The 25,997-nt window shown below is 50.2% G+C and carries 22 protein-coding genes and 1 tRNA gene; 7 read left to right on the forward strand and 16 right to left on the reverse strand.

Going from position 1 to position 25,997, the window contains the following annotated elements; translation table 11 throughout:
- Positions 1 to 392: 392 nt before the first annotated feature.
- Together HA050_RS13790 and HA050_RS13795 are read right to left on the reverse strand one after the other, a co-directional pair.
- Entirely contained in the window at positions 393 to 659 is a 267-nt protein-coding gene (locus HA050_RS13790) for a type 1 glutamine amidotransferase family protein (RefSeq protein ID WP_166827210.1), read from the reverse strand.
- 631 nt (positions 660 to 1,290) lie between these two features.
- Positions 1,291 to 4,131: a glycosyl hydrolase family 18 protein gene (locus tag HA050_RS13795; protein ID WP_166827212.1), complete on the reverse strand. Its 2,841-nt coding sequence runs from the start codon at positions 4,129 to 4,131 to the stop codon at positions 1,291 to 1,293.
- 674 nt (positions 4,132 to 4,805) lie between these two features.
- On the opposite strand from HA050_RS13795, the gene HA050_RS13800 reads away from it, so the two are divergent.
- Entirely contained in the window at positions 4,806 to 5,402 is a 597-nt protein-coding gene (locus HA050_RS13800; RefSeq protein ID WP_166827214.1) for a 6-pyruvoyl trahydropterin synthase family protein, read from the forward strand.
- Positions 5,403 to 5,484: 82 nt separating this feature from the next.
- Here the strand turns inward: HA050_RS13800 and HA050_RS13805 are convergent, their stop codons facing one another.
- The 10 genes from HA050_RS13805 to HA050_RS13850 all read right to left on the reverse strand — a co-directional run bounded on the left by HA050_RS13805 (position 5,485) and on the right by HA050_RS13850 (position 15,736).
- Positions 5,485 to 7,380, reverse strand: coding sequence for a potassium transporter Kup (locus tag HA050_RS13805; protein ID WP_166827217.1), 1,896 nt, complete (start codon positions 7,378 to 7,380; stop codon positions 5,485 to 5,487).
- A 32-nt stretch (positions 7,381 to 7,412) separates the two neighbouring features.
- Positions 7,413 to 7,991, reverse strand: a complete 579-nt coding sequence (ampD, locus tag HA050_RS13810) for a 1,6-anhydro-N-acetylmuramyl-L-alanine amidase AmpD (protein ID WP_166827219.1) — start codon at positions 7,989 to 7,991, stop codon at positions 7,413 to 7,415.
- Positions 7,992 to 8,046: 55 nt separating this feature from the next.
- Positions 8,047 to 9,396 carry a sigma-54-dependent transcriptional regulator gene (locus HA050_RS13815; protein WP_166827222.1) on the reverse strand — a complete coding sequence of 450 codons (1,350 nt, stop codon included), beginning with the start codon at positions 9,394 to 9,396 and terminating at the stop codon, positions 8,047 to 8,049.
- A 129-nt stretch (positions 9,397 to 9,525) separates the two neighbouring features.
- Positions 9,526 to 11,112 (reverse strand): sensor histidine kinase, encoded by a 1,587-nt coding sequence (locus HA050_RS13820; protein ID WP_166827224.1) that lies wholly within the window; start codon positions 11,110 to 11,112, stop codon positions 9,526 to 9,528.
- Between the two features lie 55 nt (positions 11,113 to 11,167).
- Entirely contained in the window at positions 11,168 to 11,683 is a 516-nt protein-coding gene (locus HA050_RS13825; RefSeq protein ID WP_099399856.1) for an RNA pyrophosphohydrolase, read from the reverse strand.
- A 99-nt stretch (positions 11,684 to 11,782) separates the two neighbouring features.
- A complete protein-coding gene (locus HA050_RS13830; protein WP_166827226.1) occupies positions 11,783 to 12,565 on the reverse strand; it encodes a fused MFS/spermidine synthase in 783 nt (260 codons plus the stop codon).
- Positions 12,565 to 13,497, reverse strand: a complete 933-nt coding sequence (gene ttcA / locus HA050_RS13835) for a tRNA 2-thiocytidine(32) synthetase TtcA (RefSeq protein WP_166827229.1) — start codon at positions 13,495 to 13,497, stop codon at positions 12,565 to 12,567. The genes HA050_RS13830 and ttcA overlap by 1 nt, the downstream gene beginning before the upstream one ends.
- 211 nt (positions 13,498 to 13,708) lie before the next feature.
- Positions 13,709 to 14,122, reverse strand: a complete 414-nt coding sequence (locus HA050_RS13840) for an OsmC family protein (RefSeq protein ID WP_166827231.1) — start codon at positions 14,120 to 14,122, stop codon at positions 13,709 to 13,711.
- Positions 14,123 to 14,184: 62 nt separating this feature from the next.
- Positions 14,185 to 14,811: an isochorismate family cysteine hydrolase YcaC gene (ycaC, locus tag HA050_RS13845; protein WP_099399861.1), complete on the reverse strand. Its 627-nt coding sequence runs from the start codon at positions 14,809 to 14,811 to the stop codon at positions 14,185 to 14,187.
- Positions 14,812 to 14,869: 58 nt separating this feature from the next.
- Positions 14,870 to 15,736 carry a pirin family protein gene (locus tag HA050_RS13850; protein WP_166827234.1) on the reverse strand — a complete coding sequence of 289 codons (867 nt, stop codon included), beginning with the start codon at positions 15,734 to 15,736 and terminating at the stop codon, positions 14,870 to 14,872.
- A gap of 118 nt (positions 15,737 to 15,854) precedes the next feature.
- Here HA050_RS13850 and HA050_RS13855 point away from each other — a divergent pair, with 118 nt between their 5' ends.
- Positions 15,855 to 16,760 carry a LysR family transcriptional regulator gene (locus tag HA050_RS13855; RefSeq protein ID WP_166827236.1) on the forward strand — a complete coding sequence of 302 codons (906 nt, stop codon included), beginning with the start codon at positions 15,855 to 15,857 and terminating at the stop codon, positions 16,758 to 16,760.
- A gap of 13 nt (positions 16,761 to 16,773) precedes the next feature.
- Here the strand turns inward: HA050_RS13855 and HA050_RS13860 are convergent, their stop codons facing one another.
- On the reverse strand, positions 16,774 to 17,511 hold the full coding sequence (locus HA050_RS13860) for a pteridine reductase (RefSeq protein ID WP_166827239.1): 738 nt from the start codon (positions 17,509 to 17,511) through the stop codon (positions 16,774 to 16,776).
- Positions 17,512 to 17,631: 120 nt separating this feature from the next.
- Here HA050_RS13860 and HA050_RS13865 point away from each other — a divergent pair, with 120 nt between their 5' ends.
- The 4 genes from HA050_RS13865 to HA050_RS13880 all read left to right on the forward strand — a co-directional run bounded on the left by HA050_RS13865 (position 17,632) and on the right by HA050_RS13880 (position 20,847).
- Positions 17,632 to 18,789 carry a class I SAM-dependent methyltransferase gene (locus HA050_RS13865; RefSeq protein WP_166827241.1) on the forward strand — a complete coding sequence of 386 codons (1,158 nt, stop codon included), beginning with the start codon at positions 17,632 to 17,634 and terminating at the stop codon, positions 18,787 to 18,789.
- 48 nt (positions 18,790 to 18,837) lie between these two features.
- Positions 18,838 to 19,371 carry a heme NO-binding domain-containing protein gene (locus tag HA050_RS13870; protein WP_166827244.1) on the forward strand — a complete coding sequence of 178 codons (534 nt, stop codon included), beginning with the start codon at positions 18,838 to 18,840 and terminating at the stop codon, positions 19,369 to 19,371.
- A complete protein-coding gene (locus tag HA050_RS13875; protein WP_166827247.1) occupies positions 19,364 to 20,692 on the forward strand; it encodes an ATP-binding protein in 1,329 nt (442 codons plus the stop codon). Before HA050_RS13870 ends, HA050_RS13875 begins: the two co-directional genes overlap by 8 nt.
- 78 nt (positions 20,693 to 20,770) lie before the next feature.
- A tRNA-Met gene (locus HA050_RS13880) sits at positions 20,771 to 20,847 on the forward strand.
- A gap of 601 nt (positions 20,848 to 21,448) precedes the next feature.
- Here the strand turns inward: HA050_RS13880 and mauJ are convergent.
- The 3 genes from mauJ to HA050_RS13895 all read right to left on the reverse strand — a co-directional run bounded on the left by mauJ (position 21,449) and on the right by HA050_RS13895 (position 24,086).
- A complete protein-coding gene (gene mauJ / locus HA050_RS13885; protein WP_166827249.1) occupies positions 21,449 to 22,795 on the reverse strand; it encodes a methylamine utilization protein MauJ in 1,347 nt (448 codons plus the stop codon).
- A 630-nt stretch (positions 22,796 to 23,425) separates the two neighbouring features.
- Positions 23,426 to 23,629 (reverse strand): hypothetical protein, encoded by a 204-nt coding sequence (locus HA050_RS13890; RefSeq protein WP_166827252.1) that lies wholly within the window; start codon positions 23,627 to 23,629, stop codon positions 23,426 to 23,428.
- A gap of 265 nt (positions 23,630 to 23,894) precedes the next feature.
- Positions 23,895 to 24,086: a hypothetical protein gene (locus HA050_RS13895; RefSeq protein WP_166827254.1), complete on the reverse strand. Its 192-nt coding sequence runs from the start codon at positions 24,084 to 24,086 to the stop codon at positions 23,895 to 23,897.
- Between the two features lie 26 nt (positions 24,087 to 24,112).
- Here HA050_RS13895 and HA050_RS13900 point away from each other — a divergent pair, with 26 nt between their 5' ends.
- Positions 24,113 to 25,990, forward strand: a complete 1,878-nt coding sequence (locus HA050_RS13900; protein ID WP_166827257.1) for a flagellin N-terminal helical domain-containing protein — start codon at positions 24,113 to 24,115, stop codon at positions 25,988 to 25,990.
- Positions 25,991 to 25,997: the final 7 nt, after the last annotated feature.

The following is a 25,997-nucleotide window of genomic DNA, read 5'->3' on the forward strand; positions in this document are numbered from 1 at the left end:
TTACTAATGCAAGCACTTGTTTCGCTTCCGAATCAAGCACTCACACTCATCGACTGTATTTTTTTAAAGATCGTTTCGCTGCTTCTGCATCACTTCGTTTCCGTGTGTGCTGCAGCGAGAGGCCGAAATATACGGGCCTTGCCGTACCAGGTCAACCACCACCAAGCAATAAAACCGTAGTAATACGCTAAGTTATTGATTTAGATAAGAAGCAATATCAACAAAAAACGTCGCATTTTCTGCAAAACAAAAACGTCGCGCTTAGCCCGCAGCGTTTTTACTCATGACCATGGCAAACTAAACAGCCAAACGCCTTCATAAATTCAAATAGTGCCTCTTTGGTGCAGGCCTTTTTCAGCTTTTATTCTGACATTCTCACTTTTGCTTCACGTTCACATTGCCAGAATTTTGGCCGCTGCAATGAATTGATCCGGCAGATGGCGATCAATGATGCCATCGCCGATAGCTAGTCCAGCCGCTTTGAACAAGGCATGGCCACCATGATCAACGCCTATTGCCTTTAAGTGGACATATGCATCACGCACAAAATCAATGGCGCGGTTGTCTTTGCTTAGTCTTGCTGCACCATCGTCGCCAAACAAAATGATGATGGCATCGGGCATCACAGAAGGTGTACCTGCGAGTTGCCTATCAACCATAAGGGTTGAACCATCGCTTAATAACTGCCTTGCCGATTTTTTGCGCAACTACTTTTACCTTGCCCCCTGCCTTGATGACCACCTTGGCGCACGCATGGATACTCGCCTGATCTGATCCATAGTCGATAAGTCAGCCGACTCTGGAAAGTTCAAATATAAAGACCGAAGCTATATGTGCTTGCTCATAAGCACTCTGGCTGAGATAGAACTGCCGGGGCTGACAATGAATAATTCTTAAGCCCCATACCCAGGGTCAAGAAAGCTGGCGCGATATCGCAGGCTAAACTCCACTCACGTCAGATGATTCTGTGTCTGACCCGTGCGTATCCAAACCGGCGTAGCCTCGGCTGACGTATCGAATGAAACAGGGAAAGAAAAGCGACTCATGGAAGGCTCCTAAGATAAATCATGGCCAAGCGCAGAACGAGGATTAATTCTGACCATTTCAGCCCATAGGAAAGCGCAAGCATGCTCTGTACGCTTCCCAACATAGCTAAAGGCGCATTCTTTCATTGGCCAGCAATGCCGCTAGTGGATCAGCGCCACAAAGAAAGATTCTTTGTACACAAAAAAACGCCGCGAGATAGCTCGCGGCGTTTTTATTACTTTATGGACTTAAATCACAGCTGATTTAGCGTTTGATTCCATACACTTTGCCATTTGGCAGGGTGATGGTGATATCGCTTGGCACAGTCAGCGGCATAAATACGCGCATGCCGATGGTGATGGTCTTACCTGCACTAAAATCTGCTACACCCCAGCCTGATTCTTTCATCGCATAGGTCAGACGATGGAAGCCATCTGGCAGCCCCCCCACATTGCCTGTTTTTGTACCGGCGGTTGTCGCAGTCCAGGTGCCACCGCTATAGATATCCACTAAATTCTCTACGCCATTGCCTGCTGGTGGATCACTTGGCTTGAGGTATTGAACTTCAGAAGGAATCAACGGTGTAGATGGTGCAACATTAAATGAAACCTTGGCACCGGTTAAGTCGACTGTTGAGTTGTTTTTCAACTTCAGGCCAATCGCAAGTGGATAGTTATCATCCCCCTTAGGCTTATAGCCAACCATATCAACCGAGACATCCAGCAAATCTGCCGGACGAACAAACTTCTCATCACCTGCTTTTGTGCCATAAGGTGCAGCTGCACGCATCTTCGTTGCTGCCAGTTTGGTCAGTGTGCTGCCCATGGAGTAATAACCCAGACCATTTTCTGATGGCTTGCTGTAGTCCCCTGCCATTTCCCAGAACATGATACCGCCAGCGCCCTGATCAATTGCGTACTGAACTTTGGCAGCAAAAGACTGCTCGTTTTCAGTTGACAAGAACACTTTGGTGGTTGGATTCCACAACCAGGAAGCTTTAGCCACGTCGTCGTAGTTTTCCTGATATGTGCCACGCACTTTGGCTTCCGGACGGCTTTGGTCATGGCCATACTGAGTAAAGTAAGGCGCACTCAGACCATCACGCAGATTATTAACGTGCCACAGCGGGTTAACCCCTGCATACATTTCATTGCCATCCGCATCCCGGTCGAACCAGAGATTATCAATCCCCTGAGCACCTAAACCGCAAGGTGCACCTGCTTTGGCGCTCAATGCATCCGGACCTAAATTACCACCCGTGCCGAGATAACATTTTTTCTGATCGGCCAGAGCAGAGATACCCCACAGACCATTGGTGCCGCCAGCTACATTTTGCGAACCACGGGTGTAATAAGGCAGACCGATATTAATACGACCACCAGCAAGCGCGGTGCGGAAGTATTTATAAGCCCAGTCAATATTCAGATAGCCTTGCGAGTTGTAATAATGCGCATCGCCACCGGAGTAAATCTTGGCATCGGCGATCTCATTATCTTTACCTGTATCGTAGAGCGGTGCATTGTGCCCCACGAAGTGGTTCCATGCCCCGTGCAAGTCGTACGTCATCATATTGACGTAATCCAAGTATTTAACAGCCTGCATGGCTTCCATGCCACGCAATAAATAGCCAGATGATGGGGACGCAATCGTCAGCATGTAGTACTTACCTTTTGCCGCCGCCGCCTTATCCAGCTCAGTACGCAATGTTTTGGTCAGGGCCATATAGCCTTTCCACAACTCACCACGGTGAGCGTTACCGATCTTCCAGTCTTCCGGATTACCCGCATCATTCATTGAGGTTGGATATTCATAATCCAGATCAATCCCGTCAAAACCATATTTTTCCAGGAAGGCAACAGCCGACTTAGCAAAAATGTCGATCCGGTCCTGACGCACTGCGCCTGTTGCAGCATCGTTGGTCAGGGCATAGTAGCCACCGCTCACGGTACGGCCATCGGCATCGTTAAAATAACCGCCTGTTTCAGCCCAGCCACCCACTGACAGCAGCAGCTTCACCCCCTTAGGTGCGTTTTTGTGCAGCATATTAAAGTGGCCTTTGTACGGCAGGCTGTTATCCAGCGCGTATTTAGGATCACCTTTTTTATCATCGAATGTGATGCCGACTGCGGAGTTTTTAGGGTCTGCTGTGTTACCAACCGAAACTTGCCAATTGCTATCAATATGCGCAAAAGCGTAATTGACGTGGGTAATGTCATTCCACGGGATATCCGCAGCCAGATAAGAATTAGGCCCGGAATTACGCCAGTTAGTGAAGTAGCCAATAGAGCGGCGTTTCATATTGTTTGGCAGCTTCTCACGGCCATTTACATCGTACACATCGCAATAAGGCACATTTGCAACGTCAGTGACCAAACCTTCAGGCTGACAAGCAACACTTGGAGCTGGAGTAGGCACCGGGGTTGGAACTGGCGTTGGCACTGGGGTAGGAACCGGTGTTGGTACTGGCGTTGGCACCGGAGTAGGAACCGGAGTAGGAACCGGTGTTGGTACTGGCGTTGGCACCGGAGTAGGGACCGGTGTTGGTACTGGTGTAGGAACCGGAGTAGGCGTAGAACCGCAAGCTCCCAGATCCAGCCAAGGCTTACCTGCGCCTACATTGCTGGACGGCACATCGCCCTGAGTCCACCACTGCGCTTTATAGTTGCGACCTGCGTAGGTCACACTTTGGCCGCCCGAATAAGCGGTCGTTGACGACCATGCTAAGAAACAGCCAGCGGGAGTCGGTGCTGGTGTTGGAACCGGTGTTGGAACTGGCGTCGGCACTGGTGTCGGTACTGGCGTTGGCACAGGTGTTGGAACTGGTGTTGGCACCGGTGTTGGAACTGGTGTCGGTACTGGTGTTGGCACCGGTGTTGGAGCTGGCGTTGGTGTACCACCTGCAATCAACTCCCAAGGCCCCCACTGCTCAGCACCTGGCACATTGCCCTGAGTCCACCATTTAGCTTTCCAATCTTTCCCACCATAGCTTACGGTCTGCCCAGCAGTATATGTACCGGAAGCCGTCCACGCGGGTGCAGAAAACGCTTGGGCGGCAACAAAGGCGGCCGGAATGGCCGCCAGCATAAAGCGACTAAATTGCGACATAGTTTTAAGTCTCCATCCATCTTATGAATTGGCGTTATCTGTCAGTATCAAGTGGTATTGATGCTGCAAATACGGATCTATTGTTTTTGTAATAATTACGTAAGAATATCGTTCGCAGAATACTTCTGAAAACAACTAAATAATACGTAGCTGTGATTAGCCACCAGCGTATTTACCATGTCAATAGCCTCTTCTCTGCACATCAGCAGAAAAAACAAACTGCTTCTGCCCCGATATGCAGAAACTACACGACCCATCACTTTTCTTTTAATTCCATCCAACACATAGAAACGTAACAAACTGATTTTTATTAACAATTCAAACAAAAAAACCATACAACAAAGAAAATGACATTCAGTTCATGTAGTAATCAATCGACACCGTATGTAGTTTAAATCAGAAAAAAAGAGGTTTTTTTGATACAGAGCTTGCCGCAGCCAGCGTTAACCCCTGATAAAACACTTGAAATACTTTCCCAATTCTTTCGTTGGTTGTTGCTTCGGATGGGCAACACCATCCCCGCAAAACTTCTTACAAAAATCAGTAATTTCTTATGAATGGACTTAAAAAAAGTTCCTAAGTGGACCTATACAAAAAGCGATTGTGATCAATACCTTGCTGATCTGCGCTGCATCTGATAGAAACCGAACTGACTCTTTGACCTGCCATTCATTATGCTAATTCGTAAACTGTTTAAATTTGAAAACGCGCATATCGTGCGCAACTGCTCCAGCGAGCGCTGCCGCAGCTCGATTCACGGGCATAGTTACCGTGTTGAAGTACTGCTGGAGGCAAATGCACTGGATCATGGCCAGATGGTTTATGACTTTGGCCTGATGAAAGGCACGATCCGCGATGTAATCGATGCCTTTGATCACGCGGTGTGTTTTTGGGATAAAGACGACGCGGAATATATCCGCCTGTGCAAACAATTCTCCACCCGCTGGATTGCGATGCCGGTATCGCCATCTGCCGAGCAATTTTCCCGCATGTTTTTTGTGATTATTGATGCCCTGTTGCAGCAGACAGTAATGGCCAATGGTGAAGCCGATGTCACTCTCCACTCCGTCATCGCCCACGAAACCGATACCGGCTATGCGCAAGCTTTCCGAGCCGATGCCATCAATGAACGCATGGGCATTATTCGTCTGGAAGATGTGGTGTTTTCAGAGCAGTGCCAGGCTGAATGGAAAGATCCTGAAATGTATAAAAAGCTGCTCGACGGCCAGCGGTTTATTAACCCGGCAGTACCCAGACAAGTTGAAATCTGAGCATTTATGCCTCAAATCAGCAGCAAGTAAAAAGCGCGGCCCATGGGCCGCGCTTTTTTTGATCTGAGCGAGGAAAGAGCGATTAAATCTCTACCTGCATCCCCATCTCAACCACCCGGTTGGGCGGGATCTTAAAGAAGTTAGTCGCACGCGTTGCATTACGGCTCATGATGCTGAAGAGATTTCTGCGCCACCAGCTCATCGCAGGATATTTAGCCTCGACAATAGTTTCCCTCGAAAGGAAATAAGAGGTCTGCATGCTGTCAAACACCAGCTCTGGCTGTAATTGCTCTACCTGAGCCAAAATAGCCGGCACGCTTGGCTCTTCTTTAAAGCCGTATGTGGCAATAATCTGGCAGAAGCTCTCACCTAATTTACGTACCACCACCCGCTCTCTGGCTGCGACATAAGGAATATCTGTTGTCAGCACGGTCATAAACACCACGCGCTCGTGCAGCACTTTATTGTGTTTCAGATTATGCAGAAGAGCATGCGGCACCGAATCGGTACTCGCCGTCATAAAAATAGCAGTGCCTTCCACGCGCTGTGGCGGGCTTGCTTCCAGGGCTTCTACAAAACCAGCCAGAGGCAGCTCACCATCGTGCATACGCTCACTCAAGAGCTTGCGACCGTACTTCCATGTTGTCAGCAAAGCAAACACCATCAGCCCGATCATCAGCGGGAACCAGCCGCCTTCGTGCAATTTAAGTAAATTGGCAGAGAAAAAGGCGAGATCAATGACCAGCAAGAACGATAGAACAAACCAGATCAGCAAGCGATTCACTCGTGATGCATCACGCCCCAGCACAATAAATGCCAGTAACGTGGTAATGACCATTGTGCAAGTTACGGCAAAACCATAAGCCGCAGCCAGATTGCTGGAGGTGCGGAATGCCAGCACCAGCAGAATCACTGAAACCAGAAGAAACCAGTTAATTTGCGGGATATAAATCTGACCAATCTCATTCTCGGATGTATGCTGGATATCCATACGCGGGCAAAAGCCCAACTGCACAGCCTGGCTGGTCATCGAATACGCACCGGATATCACCGCTTGCGATGCAATCACTGTAGCGCAGGTTGCCAGCACCACCAGCGGCGCTAAAGCCCATGCGGGAGCCATCAGAAAAAATGGATTCTTAATAGCCTCCGGGCTGTGTAAAAGCAAAGCCCCCTGGCCAAAATAATTTAAGACCAGCGCAGGCAGCACCAGTAAGAACCATGCATAGCGGATAGCAGGCCGGCCAAAGTGCCCCATATCTGCGTACAACGCCTCAGCACCTGTCAGAGACAGCACCACAGCCCCCAGCAACACAAAAGCCAAACCGGGCTCTGCCGCAAAAAAATGTACTGCATGAATTGGATTCATCGCAGCCAGCACGTCCGGAGATTTAATGATATTCCAAATACCAAGCGCTGCAAGGATGGTAAACCAGACCAACATAATCGGGCCAAACAGCTTACCAATGCTGGCGGTGCCCCTTGCCTGCATCATAAACAATGCAATCAGAACAATAATGGTGACGGGAATAATATAGGCATCCAGCTGATGCGAAATCACACCAATCCCTTCTAAGGCTGAGAGCACCGATACCGCAGGGGTAATCATGCTGTCACCGTAGAACAGGGCGGCTCCAAAGAGGCCAAGACCCACAATGATCGCGTATTTTCTTGACCCGGGGGCTGCAGAGCGCAGTGCTAAAGCCATGAGGGACAACACGCCGCCTTCGCCACGGTTATCCGCACGCAAAATGAAAACAACGTATTTCAAAGACACGACCAGCATCAGCCCCCAAAAAATCAGGGATAAGATGCCCAGAACATTAAAAGCAGACAGAGTCAGCTCTGCGTGGTTAAAACATTCTTTAAGTGTATAGAGCGGGCTGGTACCAATATCGCCATAAACGACACCGATCGCTCCGATGGCCAAACCGGCTATTTTTTTTGGATCGCGATCCAAACTTGATGCTGAAGACATATTTTATTGTGGCCTAACAGAAGGTCGGCGGATTATAACGCTGGCTTTTGCAAAACAGCTGACTTTTTGGACAAATCTTGCGGCAGTGCAATACGACTCCAATCAAAAAAAGGCCCGGGATCGCTTTTTCTATCCGGTGCAATCTGGCTGTGCCCCAGCAAATGCTCTATTGGGTATTCTGCCGCTAAAACTTTGAGCAGCGCGTTTAGCTGCTGATACTGAGCGGCTTCAAACGGCACAAAATCAGAGCCTTCCAGCTCGATGCCTATCGAAAAATCATTACAACGCTCCCTCCCCTGCCAGCTGGAAACACCGGCATGCCAAGCTCTTTTTGAGCAGGGGACAAATTGCAACAACTCCCCATTGCGACGAATCAGAAAATGAGCTGACACCCGTAGCTCAGACAACTCACCATATGACGGATGTTTGCCAGCATCCAGGGAATTCGTAAACAAACGCTCAATATCATCCCCCCCAAAGGGCTGGCCCGGAGGCAAATGAATATTGTGAATCACCACCATATCCACGGCCATCCCGGGAGCGCGGGCATCGCAATTGGGGCTGTGCACAATACGAGCCTGATTACACCAGCCTTGCGCATCAAAATGCATGTTTTACTTCCTTATCCGGCTTACAGTCCGTAGGGCGCGCCTGGTAACGCATCAATCACTGAATTCCCAGCCGGTCTAAGCGATAACGCAGGCTGCGAAACGTGAGGCCCAGTATTTTAGCGGCCTGAGTACGATTAAAACGTGTTTTTTCAAGCGCCTCTAAAATCACCTGCTTTTCTACCCTGTCCAGGTAATCCTGCAAGGGAAATTTATCCCCCAAATCCAGCCCTTCTTCAACCTCATGATCACTCAGGCTGAGCTGTAAATCGGCTGCCGTAATCGCATGGCCATCGGCCAGCGCCAAAGCCCGCTCCAGTACGTTTTCCAGCTCGCGCACATTACCGGGAAAATCGTAACGCTGCAGTGCAGTGAGCGCATCAGGCGCAAAATCAGGTAATTTTTGCCCGTTTAATTTTGCCACCCGCGCTAAAACATGCCGGGCAATCACTAAAACATCGCTGCCCATTTCCCTTAAGGCGGGCATACGCAGCTCAATCACATTCAGCCGGTAATATAAATCCTGCCTGAAACGCCCCGCTTCCACACACTGACTCAGACTTTGATGCGTGGCAGAGATAATCCGCACATCCAGCGCCTCCTCAACGGTGGCGCCTAATTTTCTCACCTTACGTTCCTGAATAACCCGCAATAATTTAACCTGCATGGCAAGCGGAAGATCCGCCACTTCATCCAAAAACAAAGTGCCACTATTAGCGGCATGAAAGAAACCATCCCGGTCTTCATTTGCGCCAGTAAAAGCCCCTTTTTTATGCCCGAAAAACTCGCTTTCCATGAGATTTTCCGGGATAGCGCCGCAATTTACCGCCACAAAAGGCTGCTTGGCACGGCTGGAGCTGGCATGAATCAGACGTGCAGCCCGTTCTTTGCCTGAGCCGGACTCCCCTGTGACATAAACAGGAGCCTGGCTTTTGGCTAATTTAGCAATCAGCTCTAACGTATGCTGCATGGCCGCCGACTCACCCAATAAAGGACGGTCACTCGCCTGGGATGCCGGCATATCGTCAAGCGCTAAGGCAGATTTCACCAATAAACGCAGCTGATCCAGGGCAACCGGCTTAGCCAGATAATCAAATGCGCCCGCTTTGAGCGCGGCCACGGCATTATCTGTACTGCCATAGGCAGTAATCACCGCGACAGGCACATCCATTTCTTTATCCTGAATATGGCGAATAATTTCCAGACCCTCCCCATCCGGCATACGCATATCCGTCAGGCACAGGTCATACGCTACGTTATCCAGCCGGGCACAGGCATCCTTAACGCCATAGGCACAATCAACTTCTAAGCCCATTTTGATCAGCGTAAGCTCAAGCAGCTCAGCAAGATCATGCTCATCATCCACCACCAATACACGTTTACTGTTTTTATTGATTTTTTTAGCCATTACCACTCCTGACGCACAACAAGCCGCAGATTTTAGGGTACTAAAATGACTCTGGCGATCAGCCCAAGGCAGAACCCCATATTACAGAGAAGAAAAGGCCCGCCCTCCGGGGACGGGAGCACAATCCGCTTAAATCAAATTTTTTTGCCCGTAGGTATAGCCAAACACAATTCTGAAACAGGTCCCAGTTTCAGGCGATGCAACGTATTCCAGTACTGATCCATTGGCAGCACAAATTTCACGCGCAATATATAAGCCCAAACCGGTGCCCTTGGTTTCCGTGGTAAAAAAAGGCTCAAACAACTGTGTTTGCGCATCTGCCGCGACTGGCGGCCCGTCATTACGCACATCCAGAACCCAGTGCTCGTTTTCCCGCCATACTTTAAAGCTCAGGCTGCCCGCCCTTTTTTCACAATAACGCCAGCCATTGCGGGACAGATTCCACATCACCTGATGCAAATGCCCCGGATCAAAACGGATCTCAGCATGAGCCGGGCACTCTAAAGCCAGCTCAACATGAATTTCCTCCTGCATACTGAATTGCTCAATAAAAACTGCCAGCCAGTCTGCCAGCTTAATTTGTGTCATTTGCACGCGATCGCGGCGATTAAGCTCCAACACATCTTTCACCATACGCTCTAAGCGCTGGCCATTATCATCAATAATGCGGGTCAGCCGCCTGATCAGCGCATTATCCTCAGCCTCTTCACCCAATAACTGTGCCGCATGCGTAATTGCGCTCAAAGGATTTCTAATTTCATGCGCCAAATTAGCCGTTAAACGCCCCAGCGCTGCCAGCTTTAGTTGCTGAGCCTCCCGGCGCAATTTATCTAAATCTTCTAAATAAATCAGCACATTGCCATGTGAATTATTTGAAAGCGAAATAAAACGCGGCCTGAGTGTTTTACGGGTTAAAGCTGTAGTAATTAAATTGGGGCTCTCTGAGGGATTGCTCCGCCAGCGGGCAAGCGCCACTGCAATCACCGGCATTGCATGTAATAACACCCCTTCTGGCCGCATACCCGCCAAGCGAATCGCCTGCTCATTACACTGGCGGATCACACCATTTGCATCCACTACCAAAACGCCATCAGACACATCTTGCAAAATTCGCTGATTAAGCTGGCCCAGATTAGCCAGATCAACTCCACGCTGTTCAGCCAAAGCCTCGCTGGCCTGAGCAAAGCGGGCCAGGCGATGCGCCAGCCACGCCACTGCAAAAGAAGCCACACATAATAAAGCAGGCGGTAAGTAATCACTGGCGCTCGCATTCCCCTGCCAGATTTGCCAGGTTTGCTCACTTAGCAGCGCAATACTTGCCATTGCGGCATGAAATAAAGTCATCCTACCGCGCGAAATCAGCCCTGCCGCAGCCAGATAAGGCAGCAGCAAAGTGCCAATACCACTGCGCAAGCCGCCAAACAAATGCATCAGCCCCACAATAAACAGCACATCCGTGGCCACCTGAATACTCAGCTGTATTTCAAAACCAGGCCGCCGGTGGCGGATACCTAAAGCAAATAACAGAGCTAAAAAGCTATCCACACCGGCAAGGGCAAGAAATGAATACCAGCTGCTGACATCATTCAGCGGCTTATAAGCCAGCCAGAGCACGCTGCAAAAAATGCCGATATTGGAAAGCAGGCGAAAAGCATTCAGCAGCGCTAAAGAGCGCCAATGCATTTCAGTATGAAAAGCGGAGGAGGAATTGGGCATGGGAGCGGAGGGAGATACGCGGGCTAAAAAAACCTTAGCCCGCGTTGGGTAAGCACTAGTGGCCTGAAAAACGCATGGCGCGAGCCACACGCTCAGGTGCTTCTTCAAAGAAACGCGTCAGTTCAAAAAGGGCAGATTCATACACCGTACGCTTGAATTCAATCACCGAATCCAGTGGTGACCAATATTCTGTCCAGCGCCACGCATCAAATTCAGGATGCGTAGTGCGGCGCAAGCACACATCAGAATCGTGCCCTGTCAGGCGAAGCAAAAACCAAATTTGCTTCTGCCCCCGGTACGTACCGCGCCATTCGCGGCGAACCCAGTTTGTCGGCACATCGTACTTCAACCAGTCCCTTGTGCGGCCAATGATTTCAACATGCTGAGGGCCTAATCCGACTTCTTCCATCAGCTCGCGATACATCGCCTGTTCGGGTGTTTCACCCTGTTTAATACCGCCTTGCGGAAACTGCCACGAATGCTCTCGCACTCGTTTACCCCAGAACACCTGGTTTTGCCGGTTGATGATGATGATGCCGACGTTAGGCCGATAGCCATCACGATCGAGCATATCCTTACCTGCGTAAATTGCTTAGTTAACTCGATTTTTCCACATCCTACCCTGCTTGGAAACAGGTATTGCTCGCAAACTGGAAGTTAATCGCAGAATTTATATAAATAGTTTTCTGTCATTGTGCGGATTCATCCGGGCCAGATCACTCACAAACTCAGGGAACTCAAGCCCCAGCTGGGTTTCAAGCACTTTGGCACGCTCTGCCAGCTTGTCCCATGTTGGGTTGCCCTGCCCCGAACAAAATGCAAAAGCAATCACGTTTCCCTTCTGCCTTGCAGGTAAACACAGCACCCGCCCTTCAAAAACTTCTCCAAGGCGTTCTAAATAATGGTTAAAGCGACGATCGGCACCCCATAAATTCACCGCCAGCACACCATTATTGGTCAGCCTTTGCTTGCACGCATTGAAAAAATCAACCGTGGCGAGCGGCTCTGCAATGCCTGTCGCCGAGTAAGCATCCATCATAATCAAATCGCTTGAATCCTCTGCCATATTGTAGACATAGGCAGCACCATCCGTGCACAACACTTCTAAGCGATCATCATCGGGCGGCAGACAAAACATTGAGCGGGCCACCGAAATCACCTGCGGGTGCAGCTCAGCGCAAGTCAGCCTGGTATTCTCCAGCTTATGATGTACCCATTTAGCAATCGATCCGCCACCCAGGCCAATCAAAAGTGCCGTTTTAGGCAACTCGGTAAACAATAAATAACCAAACATGCAGCGCGAATACGAAAGAATCATTTCGTTCGGATCAGATACCCGCATCGCGCTTTGCGTATCATCTGCACCAAAATGCAGTTTACGAATACCTTGCGATTCGGACACATCGATCATAATTTCATCGCCACCACGGCGGGGAGTGCGTCGGCCCAGCATTATGCTTCTCCACAGGATGCTTCAACCTGGATCGGCTTGCGGCTGTCCATAATTGAAATACGCGCCGGATCGCTAAATACTTCCTTATCAAAAGCCTTATCACCATCCTCACGCGGCAGGCCGTCGGCCTTGATATTGGCAAAGTCATAACGCTTAGGATCGGCCAGATGCGAAGGCACTACATTGCACATGGCAGTAAACATGGTTTCCAGGCGACCGGGGAATCGTTTATCCCAGTCGCGCAGCATGTCGGCAATAATCTGCCGCTGCAAATTGGGCTGAGAGCCACATAAATTACACGGAATAATGGGGAATTCACGGGCATCGGCGTAGCGAATGATGTCTTTTTCTTTACAGTAAGCCAGCGGACGAATCACCACATGCTTACCATTATCCGACACCAGCTTAGGCGGCATGCCTTTTAGCTTGCCACCATAAAACATATTCAAAAACAGCGTACTGAGAATATCGTCACGATGGTGGCCAAGGGCAATCTTGGTTGCGCCTATTTCTTCCGCCACGCGATACAAGATGCCACGACGCAAGCGTGAACAGAGGCTACAGGTGGTTTTGCCCTCTTCAATCACCCGCGTCACAATGCTGTAGGTATCTTCTTCGATGATCCGGTATTCAACGCCAATGCCTGCCAGATAGGCCGGTAGAACATCCTCTGGAAAGCCTGGCTGCTTCTGATCCAAATTAACCGCAACAATGCTGAAGTTAATCGGCGCAGATTTTTGTAATCCCAGTAAGATATCCAGCATGGTATAGCTGTCTTTACCGCCAGACAGGCACACCATCACCTTATCGCCTTCCTCAATCATATTGAAATGATTGATCGCATCGCCCACATTGTGGCGTAAGCGTTTGGCGAGCTTATTAAAATTGTACTGCTGTTTTTTTTCCGCTTCGGAAAGAGTTGAATCAGTCATACGGGGCACCAATGCAGAGCAGGGCGCATCGCGCCCTGCTGTAGATTCTTGAATTAATGCGGATTTTACCCGATTCAGGCGAATTGCCGTAGATTCAGTGCTACTTTTTCTCAATAAATATCAACCGCCACCACCAATAACCGCAGCCACCCCGTCCTGTTCAGCCCCTGAAATCTGTGCTGATCCAAGGCTTCCTCTCAGCGTGAAGTGCTTACTCGCTCAAACTGCTGCTAATTTCAATCGTGCCGGTCAGCAATTTATGCACCGGGCAGGCATTGGCGATTTTCAGCAATTGCCCACGCTGCTCTTCACTTAAGTCCCCGGTCAGGGTGATCTTGCGGCTGATCACGCTGTGCTGCGGTGCAGGCTTGCCATCAGGATTAAATTGCAGCTCAACATGCACATCAGTAAGCGGCCACTGCTTACGTTCTGCATACATTTGCAAAGTAATTGCGGTACAAGACCCCAGGCTGGATAAGAGCAAATGAACCGGCGAAGGCCCGGCATTGGCCCCGCCCATTTGAACAGGCTCGTCAGCCAGCCAGTGATGGCCAGACTCGTCTGAAACTGAAATGGTGTACGGCGTTCTCCCCGTCTTGGCTGTAACGACGATCAAGCTTTCCATAGTTAACTCCCATTTTGCAGTGCGATGAAGGGGGCACGATTAAGTGCCCCCTTTTTTTAGGATTACTTAGCTGCAGCGGCCTTGCTATAGCTTGAAATCAAATTACGATAATCAGGGATATGCTTGGAGAACAAAGCACCCAAGCCATCAATATCATTACGCCAGTCACGATGTAGCTCACCTGCCACGCCAAACCATGTTGTCAGTTGCGCTCCTGCTGCAGACATCCTATCCCAAGCTGCCTGGCGGGTAATATCGTTAAATGTGCCAGACGCATCTGCCACAACAAACACCTCATAACCCTCAGCCAAGGCAGATAACACGGGAAATGCAACACAAACCTCGGTTACAACTCCTGCAATCAACAACTGTTTCTTGCCCGTAGCCTTAACCGCCTTAACAAAATCTTCGTTATCCCAAGCGTTAATCTGGCCGGGGCGGGCAATATAAGGCGCATCAGGAAAAATCTCTTTTAGCTCAGGAACAAGCGGGCCATTTGGGCCGTCTTCAAAGCTCGTGGTTAAGATAGTTGGCAGCTTGAAATACTTAGCCAGATCAGCCAAAGCCAGCACATTATTTTTAAATTTATCCGGATCAATATCGCGCACCAAAGACAATAATCCTGCTTGATGATCGATCAAAAGAACGGCAACTTGGTCTTTATCTAGGCGTGCGTAAGATGTGCTCATGGTGTTTTCCTTAAAATTGATCATATATTTTCATTAATTAAAAAAATAAGCGCTGCCGTTAAACAGGCATTTGCCCAAATTTGCCGCTATTGAAGTCAGCCATGGCCTGCATGATTTCTTCCTGTGTATTCATCACAAACGGCCCATGCCCGACTACAGGCTCATCAATCGGCTCACCACTAAGCAGCAGCACCACGGCATCGCTATTGGCCTCGATCGCCACGCTGCTGCCAGCGCGATCCAGCAGTACCATTTGTGTTTCATTCGCCACCGTATTGCCATTGACCGTTATTGAGCCATGCAGCACAAACAGCCCCGCGTTCCAGCCATCAGGAATCGCCAGTTCACTGATTCCGCCCTGATTCAGGCGTAAATCCAGCACGTTCATCGCGGTAAAGGTGTGGGCCGGGCCTTTTTGGCCATCGTACTGGCCAGCAATAATCCGCATCGTGCCTGCGGCATCCGGCAGGGCCAGCGTTGGAATCTCCTGGTTTACGATGGCCTGGTAGGCAGGATCAGTCATTTTGTCTTTGGCAGGCAGATTCACCCACAGCTGAACCATTTCCAATACGCCGCCCGAGCGGGTAAACGCTTCGGAATGAAACTCTTCATGCAAAATACCCGAGCCCGCTGTCATCCATTGCACATCTCCCGGGCCAATCACACCGCCATTGCCTGCGGAATCCCGATGCGCCACTTCGCCTTTATAAACAATCGTCACCGTTTCAAAACCACGATGAGGATGCTGGCCAACCCCTGCTGGCTTGGCAGATGCAGGAAACTCCGCAGGACCTGCGTAATCCAGCAGCAAAAAGGGGCTTAAATGTTTGCCATGATTGGCATAAGAAAACATGGAGCGCACAGGAAAACCATTACCAACCCAATGCTGACGGGGTGCGCTGTAGAGGCCGAGAATCTTTTTCATGTAAATCTCCTTGCTGGACCAAAGTTGAACGATGCAAGAAGCATAAACTGGGCAAGTTTGGCTGAATAGATAGTAAAATCTAACCTCATAGTCCTATTTTTAGAACGATAAGGCCGATATGCAGGATTTAAATGACCTTTACTACTATGTACAGGCTGTCGATCACGGTGGCTTTGCCCCTGCCGGGCGGGCACTTGGGATACCCAAATCCAAATTAAGCAGAAGGATTGCCATGCTGGAGGAGCGATTAGGAGTAAGGCTGATTCAGCGCTCCACAAGGCAATTCTCTGTAACCGAGCTGGGCCAGACTTACTATGAGCATTGCAAAGCCATGCTGGTAGAGGCAGATGCGGCGCAAGAGGTGATTGAGCAAACGCAGACCGAGCCATGCGGAGTCGTGCGGATGAGTTGCCCCATTGCGCTGCTGCAAGTAAGCGTAGCCCCGATGATTGCAGACTTTATGGCCCGGCACCGCCGTGTCAGCGTGCAGATAGAAGCCACCAACCGCCGGGTTGATCTCATTGAGGAAGGGATTGATTTAGCTATCCGGGTGCTGCCGCCCCCTATCAAAGACAGCGATCTGGTGATGCGGATACTGGGGGAGCGCAAACAGTGCTTAGTGGCCAGCCCTGCACTGCTGGCTGAAAAAGGCATACCCGCTGTTGCAGCAGACTTATCCGGCTGGCCCAGCCTTGCTCTGGGCGTGCCTCAGCAGGAATTTATCTGGCGCTTACTGGGGCCGGATGGATCAAAGGCCGAAATCCATCACCGCCCAAAGCTGATTTGCAACGATATGCTGGCTTTGAGAAACGCGGCACAAGCGGGGGTTGGTATTGTGCAGCTGCCCATGATGATGATGCGGGAACAGCTGGCAGAGGGCTCTTTGGTGCAGCTGATTCCGGGCTGGGCCCCGAAGCAGGAGATTATTCATGCCGTGTTTCCATCCCGCCGCGGATTATTGCCATCCGTTCGGGCCTTGATTGATCATCTGACGCAGTATTTTACTCAGCTGGATGAGGATTAGCAGCCCCCCTTAACTACAGCACCACACTCCTGCCGCCATCCACCGGCAGGATAACGCCGGTTAAATAGGGGGCTTCCAGCAAAAAGTGAATCGCCTGGGCCAGATCTTCGGGGCTGCCGTTGCGCTCCAAAGGAATGGTATCGATGATGCGGGCACGCTCGGCATCATCAAACACAGAATCGCCCTCCGGCCAGATATTGGCACCGGGGGCGACGGCATTCACGCGTACATCAGGGGCCAGGTCTCTGGCCAAAGACTTGGTCATAGCCACCAGCCCTGCCTTGGCAATGGTATAGATAGTGTGATTTTTATAAGGCCGGTCGGCGTGGATATCCGTAATTGAGACGATCACCCCGCCCGTTTTTCTAAGCTCGCCGGCAGCGGCCTGTGCTAAAAACAAAGGGGCTTTTAAATTAGAGCCAAGTAAATCCAGCCATGCCATTTCGCTGAATTCACCCATCGGCGTTGGGAAAAAAGATGAGGCATTATTAACCACGGCATCTAAGCGGCCAAATGCACTAATTGAAGCAGATACCAATTCTGGCAAGCGCGTGGTGTCGAGCAAATCTAATTGCACCAGCGCAACTGATGCCGGACGAGTGTCATTCAGTTCATCTGCCAGTTGCTTTGCCGCCATGGCAGAAGAACGATAGTGCAGCAGCACGTTCCAGCCACAGGCATGCAGATAGCGGGCCAGCCCCGCCCCCACCCTTTTTGCCCCGCCGGTAATTAATACGACTTTATGTTGCATACTCACCCCTTGCCCCATGCTTCATTTCCCGCACCAACGGCACTCAATACCACTTTGTGCTGCATATTCTCCCCCCGCCCCATACAATATTGTTTTTATGCCCGCGATTTTCCCGCCCTCATGACTAATCCGCAACTCCCAACGCCATCAGATGAGGCGCTGCAAGCCAGCCAGGCCTTAATCTTACATATTCGCCAACAGATCAAGGAATCAGGAGGCTGGATTTCTTTTGCCGACTATATGCGTATGGCGCTGTACACACCAGGCCTTGGCTATTACAGCGGCGGCGCGGCTAAATTTGGCGGCGCGGGCGATTTTGTTACCGCTCCGGAAATATCACCGCTGTTTGGTACCTGCATCGCCAATACACTGGCGCATGCTTTACAAGAATGCGGCGGGGATGTCTTAGAGATTGGCGCAGGAACCGGCCAGCTTGCCGCACAAATCTTACTGGAATTAGAGCGCCTTGAAGCCTTGCCCAGCGAATACCTTATTCTGGAGCTATCAGGCGAATTACGCGAGCGCCAGCGTAAAACCCTGCAAACCCTTGTCCCACATTTAGCCCATAAAGCGACATGGCTGGATGAATTGCCCAAACAGTTTATTGGCGTCATGGTGGGCAATGAAGTGCTGGATGCCATGCCTTGCGAACTAGTGCGCTTTGACGGCTATAACTGGCTGCAATGCGGTGTGGTTGAAAATGGCATCGATCTGGCATTTGAGCACCGCAGTATCGAAGACCTGCGGCTGGAAGTGGCCTGCGAACCTCTTCCGCATATCCCACAGTACACCACCGAGATTCAGCTGGAAGCGCAGGGTTTTATTAAATCGCTGGCTGCAAGCTTGCAATTTGGCATGATTTTACTTATCGATTACGGCTTTCCGGCCGCCGAGTTTTATCACCCGGAGCGCAGCATGGGCACGCTGATTGGCCATTACCGCCACCACAGCATTCACGATCCTTTCTTTTTGCCTGGCCTGACGGATATCACTTGCCACGTTGATTTCTCAGCTATTTATAATGCGGCCGATCAGGCGGGCCTCAGCCTTGAAGGCTACACCTCGCAAGCCAGCTATCTGATCGATGCAGGCATTTTAAACCGCGCCGCACAAATGGAAGTTGGCAGCGTGGAATACCTGAGAATGTCGACTGCCTTACAAAAACTGACCAGCAATGCAGAAATGGGCGAGCTGTTTAAAGTAATTGCCTTCTCAAAAGAGCTGCAGGGAAAAACAGCACCTGGACTGGGCGGGCGGGACCGCTCGGGCGAGCTTTAAGTAAAGTTTGCCCCTATATTGAGGAGAGGTAACCATGGAGCGCTCCTCATGAAAGGCATTATTTTTACTGAGTTTTTAGAGCTGGTTGAGCAAACCTGGGGCGATGCAATGGCAGATCAGTTGCTGGATGAAACTGATTTGCCATCTGGCGGCATTTATACTGCGGTGGGCACTTATCAGCACAGCGAAATCATCAGCCTGGTTAACGCGCTAAGCGAAAAATCCCAATTACCAGTCGCTAAGCTCTTACATCTATTTGGCGAACACCTCTTTGGCCGGTTTGTAGCGCTCTACCCTTCGTTTTTTACCGATGTACAAGACCCTTTGGATTTTTTACAAGGGATAGAGCAAATCATTCATGCTGAAGTGCTGAAGCTTTACCCTGATGCGGAGCTGCCCCACTTTAGCGCCGAACGATTAAGCCTCAATGCCCTCACCCTTAAATACAATTCACCTCGAAAAATGGGCGACTTTGCCCAAGGCCTGCTCACAGGCTGTATCCGCTATTTTGGCCAAGCTATTTCTTTAGATACAGAAAATCACGCTGATTACGATCTGTTTAAATTAAGCCGCCATGGATGAGCATGAATTTCAGCGGCTGCAAAAACGCAGCCAAAGAGAAAGATTAGCCCGCAAAGAAGCCGAAGCGCTGCTCGAAGCCAAAAGTCTGGAACTCTATACCGCCAACCAAGCCTTACAAAAGCTGGCCGATCAGCTGGAAGCAAGGGTTGCACAAAGAACAAAACAGCTTGAAGCCGCCCTTGATGCAAGCCAGGCAGCCACACGGGCCAAAAGCAGCTTTTTGGCCATAATGGGCCACGAAATTCGCACGCCGCTAAATGGCATTTTGGGCATTGCCCAATTATTGGAACACAGCCCGCTTAACAAAGACCAGGCCAGTATGCTGGCCACACTCAGCCGTTGTGGCGATTCCCTTTTAACGCTGATTAACGAGATTCTGGATTACTCCAAGCTTGAAGCCAGCCAAATGACGCTGGAAGCTACCCCGGTAAACCTGCCAGAATTACTGCACGATATTGTCAAGCTCTACCATCCTGTCGCCAGCAAAAAACAGCTCTCACTCACATTAGAAATCAATAGTAATGTAGAGCAGTGGGTTAAAAGCGACCCGCTGCGCCTGAGGCAAATTTTACAAAACCTCTTAGGCAACGCCATCAAATTTACCGACCACGGCTACGTTTCCATCCATGCAGAGCAATCACAACAAACGCTGACGCTTAAAGTAAGCGATAGCGGCATAGGCATCAGGCAAGAACAGCTCAGCACATTATTTAAGCCCTTCTCACAAGCAGACAGCTCAATCACCCGCCAATACGGAGGCACAGGCCTGGGGCTGGCGATTGTCGCGCGCATTATCGAGCTGATGGGCGGCGATATTCAGCTAAGCAGCGAATACGGGTCGGGCAGCGTTTTTTTAATCCATTTACCGCTGCAAAGCAGCGATCTCACCACGCCTGTCCGGCCTGAAAAAACCGCCCCCACCCAACTTCCCCCTGATTTACATGTGCTCATTGCTGAAGACAACGCCGTCAACCAATTTGTAGCCCGGCGCTGCATTGAGCAAGCTGGCGCACGCGCCACCGTGGCAGATAACGGTGAAGCGGCACTGCAAATACTAAAAATCATGCGTTTCCCGATTGTGCTGATGGATTTATCCATGCCCATCCTGGACGGACTAAGCGCCTGCCGGGCCATACGCGCCCAGCCAGAATGCTACGGCCAGCCATGGATTATCGCGCTTACCGCCAATTCACTCACCGATGATCGCGCGGCCTGCCTTGAAGCTGGCATGGATGATTTCATCGCAAAACCTTTTAATTTTGAACAAATTCAAGCAGCTATCAGCAGAGCCATCACATTTCAGCACAGTACAAAAAAATAAAATAACAAAATATCGCCAAATTCTCATAAAGGGTGTTGACAGCTCAATTAAAAGCCACCATAATGCGTCCCTCTTTAAGGCTATGTAGCTCAGTTGGTTAGAGCACAGCACTCATAATGCTGGGGTCGCAGGTTCGAGTCCCGCCATAGCCACCAGATACTTCTCTGGTTAGCGCCAGAGAGAAAAGCCCCGCAAATCTAACGATTGCGGGGCTTTTTACATTAGCCGTCATTCACACAAGTACCGGGAAAGCCAGCCACCATTGTTGGTATATTTGTTGGTATCAAATCTACCAACAATCAACGTTTGGGGCCATTCCCCCATCAAATCGCGCTGTTAGATAATCGCGTTGCATTTTAGCTTTTAATAGCCCCCCCCCCATTTACCCCAATACATAGCCTATCTCTACGTTAAGAACGACCATGTGCTTATGGTATGACCTGTATGCTTAACATATCTCACTTACTTCAGAAGCAGCCCCTCAGACGTAATGATTGCTCTCGGTTGTGCGTCCGCAACATTCACGATTGCAGGCACTCAAGCCTTCAGCAATTCTTCCGCTCCTCGGCCTTAGCGGACTATCAAAACCTCTTTGTCTCTGATCAAAATCAGTTCATCACTACATTCAGGAAAGCCTGCTTGAATTCATCAACAGTAAAACTGGTTTTCATCTCAGTTAAGTTCCATGTACATGGTAGAGGCAGTTAGCTAAGCCAGACTAACAACACAGAAACGCATGAAGAGCTATTCGCTCAACTAACTTGCTTGCGGCCTCGGATCGTTGGTTGCCGCGTTTTCATTTCGAAACCGCTCAACAGCGTCTGCAATCGCCTGTTCCGCAGACATTGTCATCATCATGTTTACGGGAATCACGACTTCACAATCCACCGGCTCATTTTCGCCGCAAGTGAGTTCGGCAATACCGTTGCTAAAGACTTTGTAGAAGAACGTGGCATACGCCTTTACATCATTCTCGGTAGGTTTACTTTCGCCATTGAGCAGTCCGCCATCTTCAAGGTTCGTGTGTATTCGCCCGCTTCGATAGTCAAGAAAGAAAACCAGCAGTATAGTTTTTCGGTCGTTGATAAGCACAATCTTGACTACACCGCTTTCAACTGCGACGGTATGCATTGTCATTCGTTCAAGACCAGGTATTGGCCCGTCTGGCCACAGTCCGATGGACACGATGTGTCCTGTAAGTGCGGACACCTGGTCTGGAGCCCCTCCGTTTTTTAGTGACTCTAATACTTCCTGTGACAGTAGCGAAGCCCAAGGCTCTAGGCGATCCCGCTCCCGATAAAGTGAACGTGAGTCAAGAACTCGAAGCTCGTCGCGTATAAAGATGCGCGCTAGTTCTTTCATGATCACAAGATCTGCGCTTAGGCGTCGTCTGTCTTCCGGAATGTCTGGATCAACAATTTCACCATCTAGCGACGCGTGAGCCACAGCGCAGCGACCACTGTCAAATAGATGACGGCTCACATCTGTACCAGCAGCTCTAAGTTCTGCCACGCGTATCGCGGCACGGTCAGTCAGTTTGTCAATGTGCGCGGTTATCCATTCTGCTTTCTTCTTGCCATTGGAAAACTGTGATTCTATGACCTTGTAAAAACTCAAAAATGCATAGCTATCGTGGATTTCATCGAGCCGCTCTCCCTCTCGCCAAAATGCCAGTGCCTTGCGCACGTTTTCCTGTTCGACGATGGGCATGTGATTGCAGTTGAACGATTTGTCGCCAGCGATTCCCATAGACGAGTAAACGGTGCGTCCGCCATAAAGGATAGGATGGCTGCCCCATATGTAGCCTGACACATCTACATACCCCCCTTCGAACCAGCTCAGTATCGAAGTGAATCTGTAAATCTTGGCAATCGCATCATCGACACCACCATCCTTGCAAGCGATGGTTATGCAAGGAGGTGAAGTATTGTCGCCGTTTTTTGTTCCGCGCAGGAAATACTCGTCGCCTGCATAAACGACGCATACGTCCAAGGATGGCCAAGGAATTGATGATGCGACACCTGCTGTGAGCCAGCCTAGGCGACTGGTCAGCTTTCGCTCTACTTCCTCTCCGAAGATGTGGGGCACATAAGGTGTTTTCATATAAGCGATTTTATTCCTGTTGCTTGGTGTGTAGTGGCTTGGTAATTTCGGGCATCAACAAAGAGGCAAACTGTTCGCAAAGGCCGAAGTGCAGAAGTGCAGAAGTGCAGAAGCTCAGCATTGGACACTGTACGGCAGCTTCACTTTCGATACCTGCAACTCATAGCAAAGCTTGCTGAGTCTCGGTAGTGGGTCGGGTACTGTCACTTAAGTCCACGGAATAAATTGATTAGAATCCGCAAAAGCAAAAAAAGGAATATAGCCTTGCTCTCTTTGAGCCGATACTAGGGAGAGTTCAGACCTCTTGGCCATAGAGTCACAAGGAAACAAGGCCTCTTATAATAAAGCACAGTGTGATACTTCTGGGGGCATGATGGCCTTGAGCGTATTACAGACCTAAAAAAACCGCTCTGCCCGGAGCGGTTTTTACGTTTATGGTCTGTATTGCATCCGTTTGCTTATTCTAAGCGTTACCCCAAAGCCCCCAGCGTCGGGAATACGGATTAAGGAATGGGCGGCTCTATCATTGCCAATGATTGGGCCGGGACCAGTTGGTAGCCCTTCGCTGTCGCCAGCACCGCCGACAAGAAGCCGAGATTTTCTATTTGGGCAAACAGAAACACGTTGTCCTCATGTGAACACGCTAAAAAGTCCGCTACGTTGTTCAGCACTTGCCGCCACATCGGCCACACGGGAAGTAAGAAAGCTGGTTTTAATTGAGCAGGTGGCAGGGCCTGAGGGGGGAGCAGACAGGAACGCTGCCAGTGCCGCAGCGCCTGCCGGTGGAATTTCACTTAAGCCGCATTCTGGCTGGGCAGAGAGGGCGTTATTCATCCTCCGCTCCCACTCCGTACAGCATGGATAGATTGACCACATACACTCCCGGCGTCAGAGCGGCCTCTGCCCGGTAAGCTACTGGACAGCATGGCCTTGCCATCTTTAGCCAGGTAAGTGCACCCATTTCAAGCAGCAGCTTATTGCCCGCTTTAAAACATGGTCTTTCAGCAAATCATTGGCCCATGATTCGCGGGAAACTTCTTGTGGCTGTTAGCGCCATTAATTCTGCGCCCCCAGAAAATGTACTTAAGTCCTCTGTATTTCATCCGATATAGCGGATGACGGTGGCTTTAATTTCGTCTTTTATATCAAAGCCATCCGGCGGGTTGATTGGGCGGTTTTCCTGATGAAAGCCAGGTAAAAACGATTCAATACGATGCTTGTTTATGCTTGCCTGATCACAACGATTGAATGGCCCTGCCCGGCTCAATGTTTGCTTAGTTTTATGCGGCATTTCACTGAGAGAATCAGGATAGGAAAATGGCGATAAGCCTGAATACCAACCTTACGGCGATCAGTACTCAGCGCAGCCTGAGTATGTCGCAAAGTGCTTTGGCTATTTCCTTAAATCGCCTTTCATCCGGCCTGCGTATCAACCATGCACAGGATGATGCTGCGGGGCTGGCAATCAGCAGCCGTATGACTTCACAAATCAATGGCACAAGCCAGGCCATCCGCAATGCCAATGATGGAATCTCGATGGTACAGACTGCAGACGGGGCGATGAGCGGAATCAGCGACAGCCTGCAGCGTATGCGTGAACTGTCTGTTCAGGCGGCCAATGCGCCTGTTTCAAGCACAGACCGCAAACTCATTAATGATGAAGTTCAGCAGCTGAGTGCAGAAATCCAGCGCATCGCCAGCTCTGCTCAATTTAATGGCATTCGTTTATTAGACGGCAGTTTTAATTCACATTCATTTTATGTGGGCGCAAATCAGGAAGATGTAATCAGCATTGCTTCGATTAGCAATATGCAAACATCGCATTTAGGCAGTACCGGCTCATCATTTGAGGCCACGCTAAAGAGCGAAACAATAAGCACCCAGCTGAATACAGGGGATTTATTACTGAATAAAATATCGGTCAGCGCGTCAACGCAAGGCGCTGCCGCAGGGCAATCTGCAGACAGTGCTTTTGCTATTGCCGCAGCAATCAATGAAACCACGGCCACCTCTGGCGTAAGTGCCAAAGCCAATGCCACAAAAATCACCACCGCCGCGCCCGGCTCATTCACAGCGATTGCCGCCTTCAGCATCAATGGCGTGGATATTGGCCCGGTCAGTGCGGGGACAGATGCAAGCAGCCAGAGCACTAATTTTGCAAATGCGATTGCCAATTTTTCGGCTCAGACAGGCGTAACCGCCACCGCCAGCGCAGGGATAGTCACAATCAGCGCAGCCGATGGCCGCAATATTAATATCGGCCTGAGTGGTACAGCGGCCAATACCGCTGCTGCTGCAGCAAATAAAGCAGCCTTTCTTAACCAGACAGGCCTGGCAGCAGGCTCAGTAGGCACGCAGGGAACAGCAGCTGTGGCGGCTCAAAACACCTTTAATATTGCGGCTAATGTTGGGGCGGGAGCGCAGTTTGCAGTGAACGGCATCAGCTTTACTGTGCGTAATTCTGCGTCAGGGTCTGCTGTAGTGGATGCCAGCCATGTTGATTTAAACATACCGGGCGCCAGCAATAATGCAGCAACGGTTTCATCTGCGCTCAGCAGCGCCATCGCGATGGCGCAGGGCAATGTGCTGACGGCTGCCGCACTCAGCGCCTTTAGTGTTTCAGATGGCGGCGGTACTGTTGTTTTAAATGACAACACGCCAGGCGCATCAGGCACCAGTATCTCCAGCACGGCAGGATCAGTAAGCCGCAATATAGCGGGGGCCGCCACCAGCAGCGGCAGTGCGGCCAGCAATCGCGGGACGATCACGATTTCCAGCTTTAGCGAAGAAGGGCTGAGCGTCGCCGGGGCAGCGCCTGAAAACGCAGGATTAAGCTCGGGCATCACGGCGGCAACAGCAATTGCCACTATCGCCGGGATTACTTCTCTGAATACTTTAACTGCAGCCAATGCACAAAAAGCCATTGCTTCACTGGATAGCGCACTGGATATCGTCAATAGTGCCCGCAGCACATTAGGTGCGTATCAAAACCGTTTTATTCAGGCTGTATCTGGCATGCAAAGCGCACTGGCAAACCTGAGCACCTCCCGAAGCCGGATATGGGATGCCGATTTTGCCGCCGAAACCGGCAACCTTACCCGTGCCCACATTTTGCAGTATGCGGGCACGGCCATGCTGGCCCAGGCAAACACTACGCCTTATATGGTGATGGCTCTGCTGAAAGGCGCACTTTAACTTAAAG

Origin of the sequence: Iodobacter violaceini (genome assembly GCF_011601265.1) — a bacterium.
Taxonomy (GTDB): Bacteria; Pseudomonadota; Gammaproteobacteria; order Burkholderiales; family Chitinibacteraceae; genus Iodobacter; species Iodobacter violaceini.